Raw genomic sequence first — 17810 nt, 5'->3', positions numbered from 1 at the left:
CACCGGTCACCCGGACGCAGCAGCGCGACGCAGGACGACGCCCTCCCACGGCGCCAGCCGCACGCGGCCGTCTCGGGGCACGGCCGGCTCGGCGACGTTCCCCAGCACCACCTCGGCGCCGTCCCAGAGCCCGTCGACGTCCACCGTCTGCTCCTCGCCCGTGAAGTTCCCCAGGACGAGCAGGGCGTCCCCGTCGAGCGCGCGCGTGAACGCGTACACGTGCGGGTGGTCCGGGAGCAGCATCGTGAAGTCGCCGAGCCGGACCGTCGCGTCCTCGTGCCGCAGCGCGATCAGCCGGCGGTAGTGGTGGAAGACCGACGAGGGGTCGGCGCGCTCCGCCTCGGCGTTGACGTGCCGGTGGTTCGGGTTGACGGGCAGCCACGGCTCCCCGGTCGTGAAGCCGGCCTGCGGCGACGCGTCCCACTGGACCGGGGTGCGCGCGTTGTCGCGGCTCATCGCCGCCAGCCCGGCCAGCAGCTGGTCGTCGCTCGCGCTGCCCAGCTCGCGGGCCTCCTGCACGTACCGGAGCGCCTCGATGTCCCGGTAGTCGTCGAGCGAGGTGAGGTGCGCGTTCGTCATCCCGAGCTCCTCGCCCTGGTAGACGTACGGCGTGCCGCGGTGCAGGTGCAGCACGGTGGCCAGCATCGTCGCCGACTCGCGGCGGTACGCGTCGTCGTCGCCGAACCGCGACACGATCCGCGGCTGGTCGTGGTTGTCCCAGTACAGGGCGTTCCAGCCGACGTCGGCGAGCCCCGCCTGCCAACGCCCCAGCACGGCCTTGAGGTCGCGCAGGTCCAGCGGCCGGGGGTCGAACTTGCCGCCGGGCCCGTGGTCCAGCCCGACGTGCTCGAACGTGAACACCATGTCGAGCTCGCGCCGCGCGGGGTCGGTGAACAGGGCGCCGTCGTGCACCGTGGCCCCCGGCGTCTCCCCCACCAGCAGCAGGCCGTCACGACGTCCGTCGAAGACCTCGTGGTGCATCTCCTGCAGGTACTCGTGGAGACGCGGACCGTGCATGTACTGGCCGGACCCGTCGCCGAGCGCCCCGGTCGTGGCCGGCCCGTCGGCCAGGGTGCCGTCCTCGTCCACCACCTTGGAGATGAGGTTGATGACGTCCATGCGGAAGCCGTCGACCCCCCGGTCCAGCCACCAGCGCATCATCGCGTAGACCGCCTGGCGGACCTGCGGGTTCTCCCAGTTGAGGTCGGGCTGCTTGCGGCTGAACAGGTGGAGGTAGTACTCGCCCGTCGCCTCGTCGTACTCCCAGGTGGGTCCGGAGAAGAACGAGCCCCAGTTGGTCGGCTCGGCTCCGGGCGTGCCCGGCTGCATGCCGGGACGGGCCGGACGCCACCAGTACCAGTCGCGCCTGGGGTTGTCGGTGGACGACCGCGACTCCACGAACCACGGGTGCTCGTCGCTCGTGTGGTTGACCACCAGGTCCATGACGACCTTGATGCCCCGGGCGTGCAGGGCCGCGACCACCTCGTCGAGGTCCTCCAGCGTGCCGAACAGGGGGTCGACGTCCTGGTAGTCGCTGATGTCGTAGCCGTTGTCGTCCTGCGGGCTGCGGTAGACCGGCGAGAACCACACGACGTCGACGCCCAGCTCGGCCAGGTGGTCGACGCGCTGCAGCACGCCCCGCAGGTCGCCGATGCCGTCACCGTCCGAGTCCTGGAAGGACCGCGGGTAGATCTGGTAGACCACGGCGCCGGTCCACCAGGGGGCGTCGTCGACGGTGAAGGTCATGGGTGCCGCTCTCCTTCGCTGGGGGTCCCTCCGACCGTCGCACGGATCGCGCGACCCCGCCGCGTGTGACGCCCGTCCGGCGGACCGTGCAGTGCACGGTGCAGCCCGCACGTCTCACCGGGACCTCCGACCCATCGACTATTGACGAAGTGTCAATAGTGTGGAGGCATGACGAAGGACAACCGCCGCAGCGTCAAGCCGCCCGCGGTCCGGCACGAGGAGATCGTGCGCGCCGCACGTGCCCTGTTCGCCGAGCAGGGCGTGCGCGCGACGACCTTCCAGCAGGTCGCCGACCGCGTCGGCGTCACGCGCGGCCTCGTCTACCACTACGTCGGCGACATGGACACGCTCGTCGAGCAGGTCGTGGACGCGTCCATCGCCGACTTCGCGGCCGACGTGCGCCGGTGGGACGCCGCCCGGCGCCCCGGCGACATCGACGGGGCCGTCCTCGGAGCCATCGCCCTCGTGCGGCGCCACGTGCGCCCCGAGGGCACACCCGCGGCGCCCCGGTTCGACGACGTCGCGACGTCCCAGCAGTACCTCGACCGCGCGATCGAGGCGGTGGTCGACACCCTCGAGGAGACCACCATCCCCGCCTACGCGGCCCGGCACGCCATCGAGATCGCGCACGTGCGCGAGACGTTCGTCGTCCTCGTGCACGGGCTCGTGGCGCTGGTCCGCTCCCAGCCGGGAACACCGGACGACGTGCTCGCCACGATCGTGCGGCAGACGCTGCGGCTGGCCACCCCCGACCCTGCCGCCGGCTGACGACAGGGCCTCGACCGAGGAGAGACATGTTCCTGTTCGAGAACATCACGCCCCTGTCGGCACTGATGTTCGTCGTCGTGCTGGCCGCGCTCATCGGCCTCAACGAGATCTCGCGGCGCAGCAGGACCGCGGGCATCGCACTGTTCGTCGTCGTGCCCCTGCTGCTCACGGTCTTCGTGTGGCCCCACACCGCCGGGGCGGGCTCGTCGACCGGCACCTGGTTCCACTGGGTCAAGGTCTACTCGGCGCTGGCCGGGTGCCTCGGCTTCATGGCCATCCGCTACGTGCCGCGCCTCGCGGCCAACCGGTGGGTCCTGCTGTTCCCGCCGGTGATCCTGTCGATCAACATCCTCGAGGCCGTCATCCGCGACTTCCAGGTCGCGGGCATGGAGCAGGGCGTCGTCGACGGCGTCATGATGGTCCCGGGCCCGTGGAACGTGATGAACGGCATCGCCGGCATCCTCAACATCGTCACCATCTGCGGCTGGGTCGGCATCTACGTGAGCCGTGACACGACGCGGGACATGATCTGGCCCGACATGCTGTGGTTCTGGATCGTGGCGTACGACCTGTGGAACTTCGCCTACGTCTACAACTGCGTCGGCGACCACGCCTTCTACGCGGGCCTCGCGCTCCTGCTGTCCTGCACCATCCCGGCGTTCTGGCTGCGTCGTGGCGCGTGGCTGCAGCACCGCGCCCACACCCTGGCGTTCTGGATGATGTTCACGATGGCCGTCCCGGCCTTCGTCTCCGACTCCCCGTTCGCGGTCCAGTCGTCGCACAGCCCGGCGGCCCTCATGACGGTCTCCGTGCTGTCGCTCGTGGCCAACGTCGCGGTGTTCGTCTACCAGGTGCACCGCGTGCGGACCCGCCGGCTCGACCCGCTGCGGGACGAGCTGTGGACCGACCTGCCCGCCTACCGGCGCGTGGTGGACTCCATCCCCGGCCACCGCGCGGCGCTCCCCGGCGCCGGCACCCCGGTCCGCACCCCGGAGCCCGTCGGCACCGTCTGACACGGCTCCCCCTCGACGCCGGGCCCCCTGTCCCCCAGGGCCCGGCGTCGCCGCGTCCGCGGACGGGTCAGCCCAGCACGGCGCCCCTCGACGCGGACTGCACCAGCTTCTGGTACTTGCCCAGCACGCCGCGGGTGTACCGCGGCGCCAGGGGCCGCCAGCCCTCCCGACGGGCCGCCAGCTCGGCGTCGTCGACCAGCAGGTCGAGCGTCGCGTGCGCGACGTCGAGACGGACCCGGTCGCCGTCGCGCACGAACGCGATCGGGCCGGCGTCGACCGCCTCGGGCGCGATGTGCCCGACGCACAGCCCGGTCGTCCCGCCGGAGAACCGCCCGTCGGTCACCAGCAGCACGTCCTTGCCCAGCCCCGCGCCCTTGATGGCGCCGGTGATCGCGAGCATCTCGCGCATCCCCGGCCCGCCCTTCGGCCCCTCGTAGCGGATGACGACGACGTCCCCCGCCTGGATCGTGCCGTCCTCGAGCGCGTCGAGCGCCGCGCGCTCACGCTCAAACACGCGCGCCGTGCCCTCGAACACGTCCGAGTCGAAGCCGGCGGACTTCACGACGGCCCCCTCCGGGGCGAGCGAGCCGGAGAGGATCGTGATGCCCCCGGTGCGGTGGATCGGGTCGTCGAGCGCCCGCAGGATCTTCCCGTCCGGGTCCGGCGGCGCGATGTCGGCGAGGTTCTCCGCCACCGTGCGCCCCGTGACGGTGAGGCAGTCGCCGTGCAGCAGGCCCGCGTCGAGCAGGGCCTTCATGATCACCGGCACCCCACCCACGCGGTCCACGTCGTTCATGACGTACCGGCCGAAGGGCTTGAGGTCACCGAGGTGCGGGACCTTCGCGGCGACGCGGCTGAAGTCGTCGAGCGTGAGGTCGACCTCGGCCTCGTGCGCGATCGCCAGCAGGTGGAGCACCGCGTTGGTCGAGCCACCGAACGCCATGACCACGGCGATGGCGTTCTCGAACGCCTCCTTCGTCATGATGTCGCGGGCCGTGATCCCGCGGCGCAGGAGCTCCACGACCGCCTCGCCCGAGCGGTGCGCGAACTGGTCGCGGCGCCGGTCGGCCGACGGCGGCGCGGCGGACCCGGGCACCGACATCCCGATCGCCTCGGCCACCGACGCCATCGTGTTGGCCGTGTACATCCCGCCGCAGGCGCCCTCGCCCGGGCAGATGGCCCGCTCGATGCGGTCGACGTCCTCCCGGCTCATGAGCCCCCGGGCGCACGCGCCGACGGCCTCGAACGCGTCGATGATCGTCACGTCCTTCTCGGTGCCGTCCGACAGCCTCACCCAGCCCGGCATGATCGAGCCGGCGTAGAGGAAGACGCTCGCCAGGTCCAGGCGCGCCGCGGCCATGAGCATGCCTGGCAGCGACTTGTCGCACCCCGCCAGCAGCACCGACCCGTCGAGGCGTTCGGCCATCATCACCGTCTCGACGCTGTCGGCGATGATGTCGCGGCTCACCAGGGAGTAGTGCATGCCCTCGTGGCCCATCGAGATGCCGTCGGACACCGAGATGGTCCCGAACTCCAGCGGGTACCCGCCCGCGGCGTGCACCCCGCTCTTGACGGCCTTCGCCAGCCGGTCGAGGGACAGGTTGCACGGCGTGATCTCGTTCCACGAGCTCGCGACGCCGATCTGCGGCTTGACCCAGTCCTCGTCGCCCATGCCGACGGCGCGCAGCATGCCGCGCGCGGCGGTCGCCTCCAGCCCGTCGGTGACCTGCCACGACCGTGGCTTGAGATCGCTGCCGGGGCCCCGCTCCGCGTGCGTGCTCGTCATGCGGCGACGATAGTTCCGCGGCCCCGCGCCCGCCCCCGCAGCACGCCACGCCCTCTCGGGCGGTGCGGACCGGCCCGCGGGGCCGGTGGCAGGATGCTCGCGTGATGACGCACCTCCTCCCCCGCCGCCGCACCCGCCGGGTCGCCGTGCCGCTGCTGGTCGCGGCCCTGCTGGCCGGGTGCAGCACGGACGGGACCGACGCCCCGCCGACCGCCGCACCCACCACCGGCTCCGAGCCGACGGCGTCCGCCACCGCGGCACCGCCGGCGGCCGCGCCGCAGGCACCGGCCGGCGACGAGGGACCCGAGGACTCGTTCCGCACGTGGCTCGCCGCGAGCCGCGCGCCCGACGTCGCCACCGCGTGCGCCTACATGACGCCCGAGCTCGCCCAGCGGATGGTCGACGAGATCACGGCGCGGGGGTTCCCGGGCATCACGGACTGCGCGACGCTCATCGAGATGACGGCCGGCCTGTACGCCGCGGTCGGGCAGTCGTCGGAGACGCAGGTCGAGCTGCTCGAGCAGACCGCCGACAGCGCACGGCTGCACGTGGTCTACACCGAGGGCAGCAGCTGCGGGAGCATCGTGCTGCAGCCCGGCGACGGGCACTGGGTGCTGACCGAGCGCTCCGCGGAGGAGTGCTGAGACGTCGGCCCGCGCCCGGCCTCAGCGCCGCCGCAGCCGGCTGACGTCCCGCACGGCACCGCGGTCCGCGCTCGTCGCCATCGCCGCGTACGCCTGCAGCGCCGGCGACACGTACCGGTCACGGTCGAGCGGCTGCCACGGGTTCTCGCGCGCCTCCATCTTGGCGCGGCGCTCGGCGAGCACCTCGTCGGGGACGTTGACGCGGATGAGCCGGGTCTCGACGTCGATCTCGATCTCGTCGCCGTCCTCGATCAGCCCGATCGTGCCGCCGGCGGCCGCCTCGGGGCTGATGTGGCCCACCGAGATGCCGGACGACCCGCCGGAGAACCGGCCGTCGGTGATGAGCGCGCAGACCTTGCCCAGGCCGCGGCCCTTGATGAAGGACGTCGGGTAGAGCATCTCCTGCATGCCGGGACCGCCCGCGGGGCCCTCGTAGCGGACGACGACGACGTGCCCCGGCTGGACCTCCTTGCGCAGGATCTTGTCGACGGCCTCGTCCTGCGACTCGCACACGAGCGCCTTGCCCACGAAGTGGAAGACGTCAGGGTCGATTCCCGCGGTCTTGAGGATCGCGCCGTCCTCGGCGAGGTTGCCGCGGAGCACCGCGAGCCCGCCCTCGACCGTGTAGGCGTGCGCGACGTCGCGGATGCACCCGTTCGCCGCGTCCGTGTCGAGGGACTCCCACACGTTCGACGTCGAGAAGGCCTGCGTGGTGCGCACACCGCCCGGGGCCGCGAGGAACAGGTCCTTCGCCCGCTGGGTGGCCTTGCCGCCGCGCACGTCCCAGTCGTCCAGCCACGCGCGCAGCGTGGGCGTGTGGACGCTCGTGACGTCGTGGTCCAGCAGCCCGCCGCGGTCCAGCTCACCCAGCAGCGCGGGGATGCCGCCCGCACGGTGGACGTCCTCCATGTGGAAGTCGGGGTGGTTGGGCGCGACCTTCGACAAGCACGGGACGCGCCGGCTGATCGCGTCGATCTCGTCCAGCGTGAACTCGACCTCGGCCTCCTGCGCCGCGGCGAGGATGTGCAGCACCGTGTTGGTCGAGCCGCCCATGGCGACGTCGAGCGTCATCGCGTTGGTGAACGCCGCCTTGGTCGCGATCGAGCGCGGGGCCGCGGTGTCGTCCTCCTCGTCGTAGTACCGACGGGCGAGGTCGACGATCGTGCGGCCCGCCTCGAGGAACAGCTCGCGGCGCGCGGTGTGGGTGGCCAGCGTCGAGCCGTTGCCCGGCAGCGACAGGCCGAGGGCCTCGGTGAGGCAGTTCATCGAGTTGGCCGTGAACATGCCGGAGCACGAGCCGCACGTGGGGCACGCGTTCTCCTCCACGCTGGCCAGCGCGGCGTCCGAGACGTTGTCGTCCGCCGAGTAGTTGATCGCGTTGACCAGGTTCAGCGGCGTGCGCGCGACGCCGTCCGCGACGACCGCCTTGCCGGCCTCCATCGGCCCGCCGGACACGAACACCACGGGGATGTTCAGCCGCAGCGCGGCGTTGAGCATGCCGGGGGTGATCTTGTCGCAGTTGGAGATGCAGACCAGGGCGTCGGCGCAGTGCGCGTTGACCATGTACTCGACCGAGTCGGCGATGAGGTCGCGGCTGGGCAGCGAGTAGAGCATGCCGCCGTGGCCCATCGCGATGCCGTCGTCGACCGCGATCGTGTTGAACTCCTTGGACACACCGCCGGCCTCGCGGACGGCCGAGGCGACGAGGTCGCCCATGTCCTTGAGGTGCACGTGCCCGGGGACGAACTGCGTGTACGAGTTCGCGATCGCGATGATCGGCTTGCCGAAGTCCTCCGAGCCCATGCCCGTCGCACGCCACAGGGCGCGTGCACCGGCCATGTTGCGACCGTGGGTCGAGGTACGAGAGCGCAGCGGACGGCTCATCGCGAGGGTCTCCTTCGGCGGGGTCACGGCCACCCCACGGTGGCCGTGACACCACGGTACGTCGGCCGGACGCGCACACGTGCCGCGCGTCCGCTGGGTGATCCGTCCGCGCAGGTCCGGCGGGGTGCCGACCTGCGCGTCACAGGACGGTGACGCCGCTCCAGCGCGGGTCGTCGGGCGTCACCGCGTAGGTCCCGCCCGTCAGCTCGACGGTCGTCCCGACCTCCCGCTCCGCGCAGGACGGACCGACCCACACCTGCAGCTCGCCGGGCTCCACGACGCGCCGGCCCGAGCGGTCGGTGAACGCGAGCCGGGCGGCGGGCACCGCGAGCTCGACCTCCGCGCTCTGCCCGGCGGCCAGCTCGATGCGGTGGTAGCCGAGCAGCTGTGCGACCGGCCGGGTCACGCTGGCGACCACGTCCCGGCCGTACACCTGCACGACGTCGGCGCCGGCCCGCCCACCGGTGTTGGTGACCGTGACGGTGACCGTCAGGCCGCTGCTCGTGGACGCGCCGCCGGCCACCCGCAGGTTCGTGCGCGTGAACGACGTGTACGACAGCCCGTGGCCGAACGGCAGCGCCGGCACGGTGCTGAGGTTGGTGACGTCGCCGTCGCCCCCCAGCGCCGGGTGCAGGTAGCTGTAGGGCTGGGCGCCCGCCGAGCGCGGCATGCTGACCGGCAGCCGGCCCGACGGGTTGACGCGCCCGGTCAGGACGCCGGCGACCGCCGGGCCGCCCTCCTCACCGGGGAAGAACGCCTGGACCACCGCGGCGCAGCGCGCCAGCGCCCAGTCCACCGCGTACGGCCGACCGGTGAGCAGGACGAGGACCACCGGCGTCCCCGTGGCCAGGACGGCCTCGACGAGCGCCCGCTGCACGCCGGGCAGCTCGAGGTCGTCGCGGTCGCAGCCCTCCCCCACCGTGCCGCGGCCGAACAGGGCCGCGTGGTCGCCCACGACCAGCACCGCCACGTCGGCGGCGCTCGCGGCGGCGGCGGCCGCGTCGATGCCCGAGCGGTCGTCGTCGTCCACGGCACAGCCCTGCGTGAACGTGACCTCCCCACCGTGCTCGCGCCGCAGCGCCTCGAGCACCGTCGGCGTCTCGATGCCGACCGGTGTCCCGGGGTGGTGCGCGAGGACGTGGTTGAGGAACGAGTAGCAGCCGAACAGCGCCGCGACGCGGTCGGCGTTGGGCCCGATGACCGCCACGCGCGCGTCGGGCGCGAGCGGCAGCGTGCCGTCGTTGCCGAGCAGCACGAGCGAGCGCTCGGCCAGCAGCGCGGCGACCTCGCGGTGCGCGGGTGAGTCGAGGTCCACGTCCGTGGGGGGCTCGTCCTCGAAGGTCTCGTCGAGCAGGCCGAGCTCCTCCTTCTGCGCGAGGGCGCGCAGCACGGCCCGGTCGACGAGCGCCTCGTCCACCGTGCCGGCCCGGACGGCCGCGGCCAGCGGGCCGAGGTACGCGTCGCCCGTGGGCAGCTCGATGTCCACGCCGGCGGTGAGCGCCTGCACGGCCGCGTCGCCCAGGTCACGGGCGGTGTGGTGCAGCAGCTGCAGGAACGCCACGCCGAAGTAGTCGGCCACGACGGTCCCGTCGAAGCCCCAGCGGTCGCGCAGCAGCCCCGTGAGCAGGGTGGGGTCGGCCGCGACCGGGACGCCGTCGATCTCGTTGTACGACGACATGACCGAGCGCACGCCGCCGTCACGCACCGCCATCTCGAACGGCACCAGCAGCACGTCCGCGACCTCGCGGGCGCCGGCGTGCACGGGCGCGAAGTTGCGCCCCGCCCGCGACGCGGAGTACCCGACGAAGTGCTTGAGGGTGGCGTGCACCCCCGTCGACTGCAGGCCCCGCACGTACGACGTGCCCAGCGTGCCGACCAGGTAGGGGTCCTCGGCGATGCACTCGTCGACCCGCCCCCAGCGCGGGTCGCGGATCACGTCGAGGACCGGCGCAAGGCCCTGGTGGATACCCAGGGTCCGCATCGAGCCGCCGATGAGCTCGCCCATGCGGGTCACGAGGTCCGGGTCGAACGACGCACCCCAGGCCAGGGGCGTCGGGAAGGTGGCCGCGCCCCAGGCCGACAGGCCGGTGAGGCACTCCTCGTGCACGAGTGCGGGGATGCCCAGGCGGGTGCCGGTGACGAACCAGCGCTGCTTGTCCCACAGCCAGCGTGCGCGCTCGGCCGCGTCGACCGGGCGGGTGCCGTAGACGCGGGTCAGGTGGCCCAGCCCGTCCCGGGTGACGTCGTCGAGGCCGCGCGCCTCCTCGAACTCACCCTGGAGCGGGGCCACGGCCTCGCCCTCGCTCTTCTCCCAGAAGCCGACGATCTGGGCGAGCTTCTCGTCCAGCGTCATGCGGGACAGCAGGTCACGCACCCGGTCCGACACGCGCGGGCCTGCGGACAACTCGAGCTCCGTCACTGGACCGTCTCCTCGGGAGTGCGCGACCGCCACGATGCGGGCACGGGGCGCTCGGGGCCCGGCGCGCACGCGGTGCGGACCGGGCCCCGAGCGACCAGGGTGGGAAGTCAGGGGAAGGGGCTCAGCCCTTCACGGCCCCCTGCAGACCGCTGACGATGCGCTTCTGCATCGACAGGAAGAACACCAGCGCCGGGATGATGGCGAGCGACGTGAACGCCAGGACACCCGCGGTGTCGGCCGAGTACTGCGTCGAGAAGTCCGCCACACCGAGCGGCAGCGTCTTGAGCTCGGGCCGGTTGAGGAACAGCAGCGGGAGCAGGTAGCCGTTCCACGACCCGACGAAGGCCAGCACGCCGACCGTCACCATGCCCGGGCCGGACAGCGGCACCAGGATCCGCCAGAAGAACCCGATGCGCGACGCGCCGTCGAGCATCGCCGCCTCCTCGAGCTCGTTGGGCAGCGACATGAGGAACGGCCGCAGGATGACGATCGTCATCGGCAGCGCGAACGCCGCCTGCGGCAGCGCCACACCCCAGTACGTGTTGGTCAGGTTCAGGTCACGCACCATGAGGAACAGCGGGATGATCGCCACCGTCAACGGGAACAGCAGACCGAGCACGAACACGTTGAACAGCGCCTGCCGGCCCTTGAACCGGTACCGCGCCAGCGGGTACGCGGCCATGACGCCGGCGACCACCACGAGCACCGTCGTGATGACGGCGATGATCACCGAGTTCAGCGCGTACGTCCAGAAGCTGCCCGACGTGAGGACACCGACGTAGTTGGCGAACACCCAGGGGTTCGGCAGACCGGTCGGGTCGGCCGCGAGCTGCCCGTTGGAGCGGAAGCCGCCGATGACCGCGTACAGCACGGGCGCGAGCACCACGGCCGCGATGGCGACCGAGGCGACGTAGACCCACGGGCTCGTGCGGTGCGCGACCCGGGACCCGGTCCGGGCGCGGGCCGAGCGGGACGCCCGCGTGGGCGGGGCGAGGGTGGAGGTCATCGGGCCACCTTCTTCCGACGCGGCTTGTCCTCGCCGGCGTCGCGGTTCAGGAAGAACGTCTGGTAGAGGATCGCCAGGATGAACGAGATGGCGAAGAGCAGGATGGCCACCGCCGAGGCGTAGCCGTACTGCTGGCGGTCCGTGCCCTGGTTGATCAGGTAGGTCGCCATCGTGACGGTCGCGTTGACCGGGCCGCCCTTGGTGAGGATCCACACCATGTCGAAGAGCTGCAGCGAGCCGATCATCGACAGGAAGATCCACGTGCGGATCGTGGGGCCGAGCAGCGGGATCGTGATCTTGCGCTGCACCTGCCACCACGACGCGCCGTCGATCTGCGCGGCCTCGTGCAGCTCCTCCGGGACGCCCTGGAGGCCGGCGAGCAGCAGGACGATCGCCAGACCCGAGTACTTCCACGTCAGCACGCCCATCACCGTCCACAGCGCGACCTTCGGGTCACCGAGCCAGACCTGGCCGATCGCCCCGAGACCCACCGAGTCGAGCAGGGCGTCGAGCGGCCCGTTCGGCTGCAGGATGAGCGCCCACACCACACCGGCGACGACCTCGGCCAGCACGTAGGGCACGAAGACGATGACGCGCATCGCCGTCTGGCCGCGGAACCTCCGGTTGAGCAGGAGCGCGACCATGATGCCGATGGGCAGCTGGATGGCGATCGACAGGAACGCGATCGTCAGGTTGTTGCGGACGGACCGCTGGAAGATCTGGTCCCCGAGCGCCTGCACGTAGTTCTGCAGACCGACGAAGTTGTCGAGCGGCCCGAGGCCGTTCCACTTGTACACCGAGTAATGACCGGCCTGCAGCACAGGCACGATCACGAAGAGAGCGAAAAGCACGAGGGCCGGAGCCACGAAGAACGTGATCTCGAGGCGCTTCCGCCATGCGTTCGACGACGCTCCGCGCCCCCGCGGCCCGGAGGCCACCGACCAGGCCGTGGCCTGGTCGGTGGCTCCCGGATTCACAGCGGTGGCGGCAGCAGTCCTGGTTGCGCGTCCCCCACGGGGGATCAGGTCTCCTGCCACGTCCGTCAGGCGTTCTCGGCCGCGGCCTGGGTCGCGTCGACGATGTCCTGGGCCGAACCCACGCTGCCGAACACGTTGGCGATGGCGTCGTTCATGGCGCCACCGACGCTCTCACCGAACGCCGTGTCGAAGTACAGCTGGATGTACGGCGCCTCGTTGCGGACAGCGAGCAGCTGAGCCAGCTCGGGCGCCGAGACGAAGGCCGTGGCCGACGGGAGCGTGGGCAGACCCATGTCGTACTCGGCGAAGCCCTTCTGGACCTCGTTCGAGAGCATGAACTCGAGGAAGTCGACGCAGACGTCGGGGGCGTCGTTGGAGCACGCCCACGCGTCGCCGCCGCCGAGCTGCGCGGTGGGGTCACCGTCGCCACCCTGGACCGCCGGGAACGCGAACCAGCCCGTGTTCTCGCCCAGGCCCAGACCGTCGTCGGTCAGGCCCTGCATGACGCCGGGCTCCCAGTGGCCGGCCAGCTCCATGGCGACCTTGCCGGTCGCGAGGAGGCCGGAGGCCGAGGCCGGGCCGGTCTGCGCGACCGTGGCCAGGAAGCCCGTGTTGAACGGCTCCTTGGCGACGAGCGCCTCGAGGTCCTCACCCGCACGGACCCAGCAGTCGTCCGAGAAGTCGAGCGTCTGCGTCGCGTCCGCCAGGACCTCCTGCGAGCACTGCCGCAGCGCGAAGTAGTACCAGTAGTGCGCGGCGGGCCACTTGTCGCCCGCACCGACCGAGATCGGCTCGATGCCGGCGGCCTTGAGGGTGTCGATGGCGGCGTACAGCTCGTCCATCGTCGTCGGCGCCGCCGTGATGCCGGCGTCGGCGAAGATCGCCTTGTTGTACCAGAAGCCCACGACGCCCAGCGAGAACGGCAGGGCGTACGTCTTGCCCTCGACCTGCCAGCCGGCGACGGAGCCGCCGATGGCCGAGATCGTGTCGGCGGCCGAGTCGGTGATGTCCTTGACGAGGCCGGCCTCGACGTGCGCCTTCAGCTCGCCGCCGCCGCGCTCCATGAACACGTCGGGCTGGTCGCCGGACTGGAAGGCGGCGTCCAGCTTGGTGAGCATGTCCTCGTGCGCCATGGCGCTGACCTCGACGGTGACACCGGGGTGGTCCGTCTCGAACTGGTCGGCCATCTGGTCGTAGTAGTCCTTGCCGACGCCCGTGTTCGAGTTGTGCCACCACGTGAGGGTGACGTTGTCGCCGTCGCCCTCGGCCTCCTCGTTACCGCCGCTGCCGGAGGCGCACGCGGTCGCGATCATCGCTACCGCTGCGCCCAGCGCGACCGCGCGCAGTGCCGCAGTCCTCTTCATCTTTGAATCTCCTCGTCGTCGCTGAGAGGTCGGACGGCGCCAAGATTGACAGCGGTCCAGGAGTGGTGTCAATCGTTGTCGATAACGTTATCGACACGATGTCCTATGATCTCGACGTGGATCCGTTCCCCCGCGTCAAGATGGCCGATGTCGCCCGGACAGCCGGGGTCTCCGTCGCCACCGTTTCCAAGGTGGTCAACGGTCGATACGGCGTTTCCCAGCGCACACTTGAGCGTGTGCAGGAGGTGATCGCCGATCTCGGCTACGAGGCGAGCCTCGGAGCACGGTCGTTGCGGTCGTACCGGACGAACGTGCTCGGCATCCTCGTCGCCGAGTTCGAGCCCTTCTCCGCCGAGCTCCTCAAGGGCGCCGGCAGCGCCGTGGCGGCCACCGGGTACGAGCTGCTGGCGTACTCCGGCGGCGGCGGGGGCTCGGCCGAGGTCGGCTGGGAACGGCGGTACCTGTCCCGCCTGTCCGGCACCCTCATCGACGGCGCGATCATCGTGACCCCGACGGTCGTCGAGGCCCGTCCGGGCGTCCCCGTCGTCGCGGTCGACCCGCACACCGGGCCGACGGGCATGCCGACGGTCGACTCGGACAACCTCGCCGGCGCCGTGCTCGCCACCCGCCACCTGCTGGAGCTCGGGCACCGGCGCATCGCCTTCCTCGGCGGACGTCCCGACCTGGACTCCGCCCGGCTGCGCGAGCAGGGCTTCCGCCGCGCCATGGCCGAGGCCGACGTCCCGGTCGACGAGTCGCTGGTCGGCATGGGCGACTACCGCCGCGGGACGGCCCAGGAGCCCGCCCGGGCCCTGCTCGACCGCGAGGACCCCCCGACCGCGGTGTTCGCCGCCAACGACCTGTCCGCGCTCGCCGTGCTCGACGTCGCCCGCTCGCTGGGGATCGGGGTGCCCTCCGAGCTGTCGGTGATCGGCTTCGACAACGTCCCCGAGTCCGCGCTGAGCGTCCCGCCCCTGACCACGGTCGAGCAGCCCCTGCAGGCGATGGGTGCCGCCGCGCTGCACCTGCTCGTGGACCTCATCGCCGGCACGGACGTCGCGACGCACCGGCGTCTGCCGACGTCGCTGGTGCCCCGCGCCTCCACCGCGGCCCCGCCGCGCCGGGCCTGAACGACGGTCGTCGCGGCGGCCCGCGCTACCGCACGGCGCCGGCGGTCACGCCCGCGCGGCGACGTCCTCGTCGCTCTCGGCGCCCTCCCGGATCCGGCGCGTCACCCACGGCGACAGCGCGAACATCGCCCCGGCGACCCCCAGGGCGACGACCCCGATCCCGCCGAAGAACGCCGTGCGGCTCACGCCCTCTGTCGCGGTGATGAGCTGCGCCGTGATCGCCTGCCCCGCCGCGGGGGCGAGGAACCACAGCGCCATGGCCTGCCCGCGGAACGCGCGGGGCGCCAGCAGCGTGGTCGCTGCCAGACCCACCGGTGACAGGCACAGCTCCCCGAGGGTCTGGACGACGTAGACGACGACGAGCACCCACCACGGCGACTTGCCGTCGCCCGCCACGGCCGACGCGCCGGCCAGGAAGATGAAGCTCAGCGCGGCCAGCGTCAGCCCGATCGCGAACTTCACGGCCGTGGAGGGCCGCCCGTCGAGCCTCACCCACAGCCACGCGAACACCGGTGCCAGCACGATGATCGAGGCCGGGTTCACCGACTGGTACAGCACCGGGGAGATCGTCACGCTGCCGATGGAGAGGTCCGTGTGGTCCCGCGCGTACTGCGACAGGGTGTTCGACGCCTGCTCGAAGATCATCCAGAAGAGCATCGCGGCGACGAACAGCGGGATGTACGCGCCGAGCCGCGAGCGCTCGGCGGCATTGACCTTCGGCGAGCGGAACATCACGAGGAACATGACGACCGGGGCGGCGAACGCCAGGTACGACAGCGCGTCGATGATGATGGTCAGCGCACCGACGTCGCGGCCGCCGGCCCGCACGACCAGCCACGCGAGCGCGGTGGCGGCGACCAGCGCCAGGACCACGAGCAGCCCCATCCGCACGACGCGCGGCCGGTCCTCGGGTGTCAGCGGGTTGGGCACCACCTCCCCGGCCCCGTGCAGCGCGCGCCGGCCCAGGACGAAGGCGACCAGCGCGAGCCCCATCCCGACGGCGGCCACCGAGAACCCGGCGTGGTACCCGCCGATCTCGCGGGCGATCTGCACGACGAACGGTGCGGTGAACGACCCGATGTTGATGCCCATGTAGAAGATCGAGAAGCCGGCGTCCCGACGCGGGTCGTCCCGCCGGTACAGCTCGCCCACCATGCTGGAGACGTTGGGCTTGAGCAGACCCGTCCCGAGCGCGACCAGGACGATGCCCAGGTACGCGGTCCAGTGCGCGGGGACGGCGAGGCTGACGTGCCCGGCGGCGATGACGATGCCACCCCACAGCACCGAGCGCCGCGCGCCGACGACCCGGTCGGCCACCCAGCCGCCGACCACCGTGACCAGGTAGACCGCCGACCCGTACACCGCCACGAGGGCGGCACCCGTCGCGTCGTCGAGCCCGAGCCCCTCGTTCGCGAACGTGTCGGTGAGGAAGTAGAAGAGGATCGCGCGCATGCCGTAGTAGCTGAACCGCTCCCACAGCTCGGTGGTGAAGAGCGTGAACAGGCCGAAGGGATGGCCGAAGAAGGTCCGCTCCCGGCGTGCGCGCCCCGTGACCTCGACGTCGACGGCCGGGACGTCCGCGGCTTCGCTCATCCAGCCATGGTCGCCTCGCACGCGGGCACGTGCACCTCGGGGACCGGCAGCCCGCGCCGCCGGGGCGTGCCCGGGTTACCTTGGCGGGTGCCGACGATCTGCTGGTTCCGCCGTGACCTGCGCCTGGGCGACCACCCGGCCCTGCTCGCGGCGGTCGCGCAGGCCCGCGCCGACGACGACGAGGTCGTCGCGCTGTACGTCGTCGACCCGGTGCTCCGGCACGCGGCCGGCGCCCCGCGCCTGGCCTACCTGGCGGCGTCGCTGCGTGCGCTGGACGAGGCGACCGGGGGGCGGCTCGTGGTGCGCCACGGGCGGGCGGACAGCGTGGTGCCCGCGGTGGCCCGCGAGGTCGGTGCGACGTCCGTGCACGTCAGCGCCGCGACAGAGCCCTACGGGCGGCGGCGCGACGACGCGGTGGCCGCCGCTCTCACGGCAGGAGGTGCGGCGCTGGTCCGCACCGGGTCCCCGTACGCCGTCGCCCCGGGCCGGCTGCGCACGGGGCAGGGCGGGGCCTACCAGGTCTTCACGCCGTTCCGCCGCGCGTGGCTGGACCACGGCTGGCACGCACCGGCACCCCGTCCGCGCTCCGTCCCGTGGGGGGCCCTCCCCTCCGACGGCGTCCCCGACGCCCCGCCGACCGACGTGCGGCTGCCGGACGCCGGGGAGCACGCCGCGCACGCCCGCTGGCGCGCCTTCCTGCGCGACGACCTCGACGGGTACGACGTGGACCGGGACCGCCCGGACCTCGACGTGACCTCGCGCATGTCGGTGCACCTCAAGCACGGCGAGATCCACCCGCGGACGATGCTCGCCGACCTGGCCGCCGCCGGCGCGGGCGCGACCGGGCGGACGGCGGAGTCGGTGGTGACGTACCGCTCGGAGCTCGCGTGGCGCGAGTTCCACGCCGACGTCCTGTGGCACTCCCCCGACGCGACCCGACGCTCCCTGCGCCCTGCCGTGCCCGACGACGCGTGGGCGACCGGGACGGCCGCGGACGACGCCCTCGCCGCGTGGGCCGAGGGCCGGACCGGCTACCCCCTCGTCGACGCGGGCATGCGCCAGCTGCACGCGGAGGGCTGGATGCACAACCGGGTCCGCATGGTCGTCGCGTCCTTCCTGGTCAAGGACCTGCACGTCCCCTGGCAGCGCGGCGCCGACCACTTCATGGCCTGGCTGGTGGACGGTGACGTGCCGCAGAACCAGCTCAACTGGCAGTGGGTCGCGGGCACCGGGCGGGACGCGGCGCCGTACTTCCGGATCTTCAACCCCGTGACGCAGGGCCGACGGTTCGACCCGGACGGCACGTACGTGCGCCGCTGGGTCCCCGAGCTGCGCGACGTGCCCGGCGGGGCCGTGCACGAGCCGTGGCGGCTGCCCGGCGGCCCGCCGCCGGGGTACCCCGACCGGATGGTCGACCACGCGCACGAGCGGGAGGTCGCGCTGGCGGACCACGCCCGCCGCCCCGGCTGAGACCGGGGCG

At 72.4% G+C, this 17810-nt stretch carries 13 protein-coding genes; 5 read left to right on the top strand and 8 right to left on the bottom strand.

From position 1 onward, the window contains the following. Positions 1 to 6: 6 nt before the first annotated feature. Positions 7 to 1746, bottom strand: a complete 1740-nt coding sequence (locus tag BMZ16_RS13050) for a glycoside hydrolase family 13 protein (protein ID WP_089801222.1) — start codon at positions 1744 to 1746, stop codon at positions 7 to 9. Between the two features lie 168 nt (positions 1747 to 1914). On the opposite strand from BMZ16_RS13050, the gene BMZ16_RS13045 reads away from it, so the two are divergent. Then, positions 1915 to 2514: a TetR/AcrR family transcriptional regulator gene (locus BMZ16_RS13045; RefSeq protein ID WP_089801220.1), complete on the top strand. Its 600-nt coding sequence runs from the start codon at positions 1915 to 1917 to the stop codon at positions 2512 to 2514. Between the two features lie 26 nt (positions 2515 to 2540). Further along, a complete protein-coding gene (locus BMZ16_RS13040) occupies positions 2541 to 3527 on the top strand; it encodes a DUF5692 family protein (protein ID WP_089801219.1) in 987 nt (328 codons plus the stop codon). A gap of 67 nt (positions 3528 to 3594) precedes the next feature. Here BMZ16_RS13040 and ilvD (BMZ16_RS13035) read toward each other — a convergent pair whose 3' ends face one another. Continuing rightward, positions 3595 to 5313: a dihydroxy-acid dehydratase gene (gene ilvD, locus BMZ16_RS13035; protein WP_089801217.1), complete on the bottom strand. Its 1719-nt coding sequence runs from the start codon at positions 5311 to 5313 to the stop codon at positions 3595 to 3597. A gap of 104 nt (positions 5314 to 5417) precedes the next feature. Between ilvD (BMZ16_RS13035) and BMZ16_RS13030 the strand changes: the two genes are divergently transcribed. Further along, positions 5418 to 5957, top strand: a complete 540-nt coding sequence (locus tag BMZ16_RS13030) for a hypothetical protein (protein WP_143082834.1) — start codon at positions 5418 to 5420, stop codon at positions 5955 to 5957. A 21-nt stretch (positions 5958 to 5978) separates the two neighbouring features. On the opposite strand, the gene ilvD (BMZ16_RS13025) is transcribed toward BMZ16_RS13030, so the two are convergent. The 5 genes from ilvD (BMZ16_RS13025) to BMZ16_RS13005 all read right to left on the bottom strand — a co-directional run bounded on the left by ilvD (BMZ16_RS13025) (position 5979) and on the right by BMZ16_RS13005 (position 13607). Then, complete coding sequence (gene ilvD, locus BMZ16_RS13025) at positions 5979 to 7841, bottom strand: dihydroxy-acid dehydratase (RefSeq protein WP_089802050.1); 1863 nt, start codon at positions 7839 to 7841, stop codon at positions 5979 to 5981. Positions 7842 to 7980: 139 nt separating this feature from the next. Next, positions 7981 to 10260 carry a beta-xylosidase/alpha-l-arabinosidase gene (locus BMZ16_RS13020; RefSeq protein WP_369822589.1) on the bottom strand — a complete coding sequence of 760 codons (2280 nt, stop codon included), beginning with the start codon at positions 10258 to 10260 and terminating at the stop codon, positions 7981 to 7983. A 121-nt stretch (positions 10261 to 10381) separates the two neighbouring features. Continuing rightward, positions 10382 to 11266, bottom strand: a complete 885-nt coding sequence (locus BMZ16_RS13015) for a carbohydrate ABC transporter permease (RefSeq protein ID WP_089801213.1) — start codon at positions 11264 to 11266, stop codon at positions 10382 to 10384. Then, positions 11263 to 12099, bottom strand: a complete 837-nt coding sequence (locus BMZ16_RS13010; protein WP_369822588.1) for a carbohydrate ABC transporter permease — start codon at positions 12097 to 12099, stop codon at positions 11263 to 11265. Before BMZ16_RS13010 ends, BMZ16_RS13015 begins: the two co-directional genes overlap by 4 nt. A 209-nt stretch (positions 12100 to 12308) precedes the next feature. Beyond that, on the bottom strand, positions 12309 to 13607 hold the full coding sequence (locus tag BMZ16_RS13005) for an ABC transporter substrate-binding protein (protein ID WP_089801209.1): 1299 nt from the start codon (positions 13605 to 13607) through the stop codon (positions 12309 to 12311). Positions 13608 to 13705: 98 nt separating this feature from the next. Here BMZ16_RS13005 and BMZ16_RS13000 point away from each other — a divergent pair, with 98 nt between their 5' ends. Next, a complete protein-coding gene (locus tag BMZ16_RS13000) occupies positions 13706 to 14737 on the top strand; it encodes a LacI family DNA-binding transcriptional regulator (RefSeq protein WP_089801207.1) in 1032 nt (343 codons plus the stop codon). Positions 14738 to 14782: 45 nt separating this feature from the next. On the opposite strand, the gene BMZ16_RS12995 is transcribed toward BMZ16_RS13000, so the two are convergent. Next, the gene (locus BMZ16_RS12995) at positions 14783 to 16330 is read right to left on the bottom strand and encodes a peptide MFS transporter (protein WP_089801206.1); all 1548 of its coding nucleotides are present in this window, start codon (positions 16328 to 16330) and stop codon (positions 14783 to 14785) included. Between the two features lie 87 nt (positions 16331 to 16417). On the opposite strand from BMZ16_RS12995, the gene BMZ16_RS12990 reads away from it, so the two are divergent. Further along, positions 16418 to 17800: a cryptochrome/photolyase family protein gene (locus BMZ16_RS12990; protein ID WP_089801204.1), complete on the top strand. Its 1383-nt coding sequence runs from the start codon at positions 16418 to 16420 to the stop codon at positions 17798 to 17800. Positions 17801 to 17810 lie beyond the last annotated feature (10 nt).

The sequence above is a fragment of the Cellulomonas sp. KH9 genome, assembly GCF_900114185.1.
Taxonomy (GTDB): domain Bacteria; phylum Actinomycetota; class Actinomycetes; order Actinomycetales; family Cellulomonadaceae; genus Cellulomonas.
Note: the sequence above shows the minus strand (reverse complement) of the source record. Positions and strands in the feature narration are given on the sequence as shown.

Bases quoted from the DNA above. Each gene is read 5' to 3' on its own strand.
- BMZ16_RS13040 (WP_089801219.1), top strand. From the start codon at position 2,541: ATGTTCCTGTTCGAGAACATCACGCCCCTGTCGGCACTGATGTTCGTC.
- BMZ16_RS13005 (WP_089801209.1), bottom strand. From the start codon at position 13,607: ATGAAGAGGACTGCGGCACTGCGCGCGGTCGCGCTGGGCGCAGCGGTA.
- BMZ16_RS13015 (WP_089801213.1), bottom strand. From the start codon at position 11,266: ATGACCTCCACCCTCGCCCCGCCCACGCGGGCGTCCCGCTCGGCCCGC.
- ilvD (WP_089802050.1), bottom strand. From the start codon at position 7,841: ATGAGCCGTCCGCTGCGCTCTCGTACCTCGACCCACGGTCGCAACATG.
- BMZ16_RS13030 (WP_143082834.1), top strand. From the start codon at position 5,418: ATGACGCACCTCCTCCCCCGCCGCCGCACCCGCCGGGTCGCCGTGCCG.
- BMZ16_RS13000 (WP_089801207.1), top strand. From the start codon at position 13,706: ATGTCCTATGATCTCGACGTGGATCCGTTCCCCCGCGTCAAGATGGCC.
- BMZ16_RS12995 (WP_089801206.1), bottom strand. From the start codon at position 16,330: ATGAGCGAAGCCGCGGACGTCCCGGCCGTCGACGTCGAGGTCACGGGG.
- BMZ16_RS13050 (WP_089801222.1), bottom strand. From the start codon at position 1,746: ATGACCTTCACCGTCGACGACGCCCCCTGGTGGACCGGCGCCGTGGTC.
- BMZ16_RS13045 (WP_089801220.1), top strand. From the start codon at position 1,915: ATGACGAAGGACAACCGCCGCAGCGTCAAGCCGCCCGCGGTCCGGCAC.
- ilvD (WP_089801217.1), bottom strand. From the start codon at position 5,313: ATGACGAGCACGCACGCGGAGCGGGGCCCCGGCAGCGATCTCAAGCCA.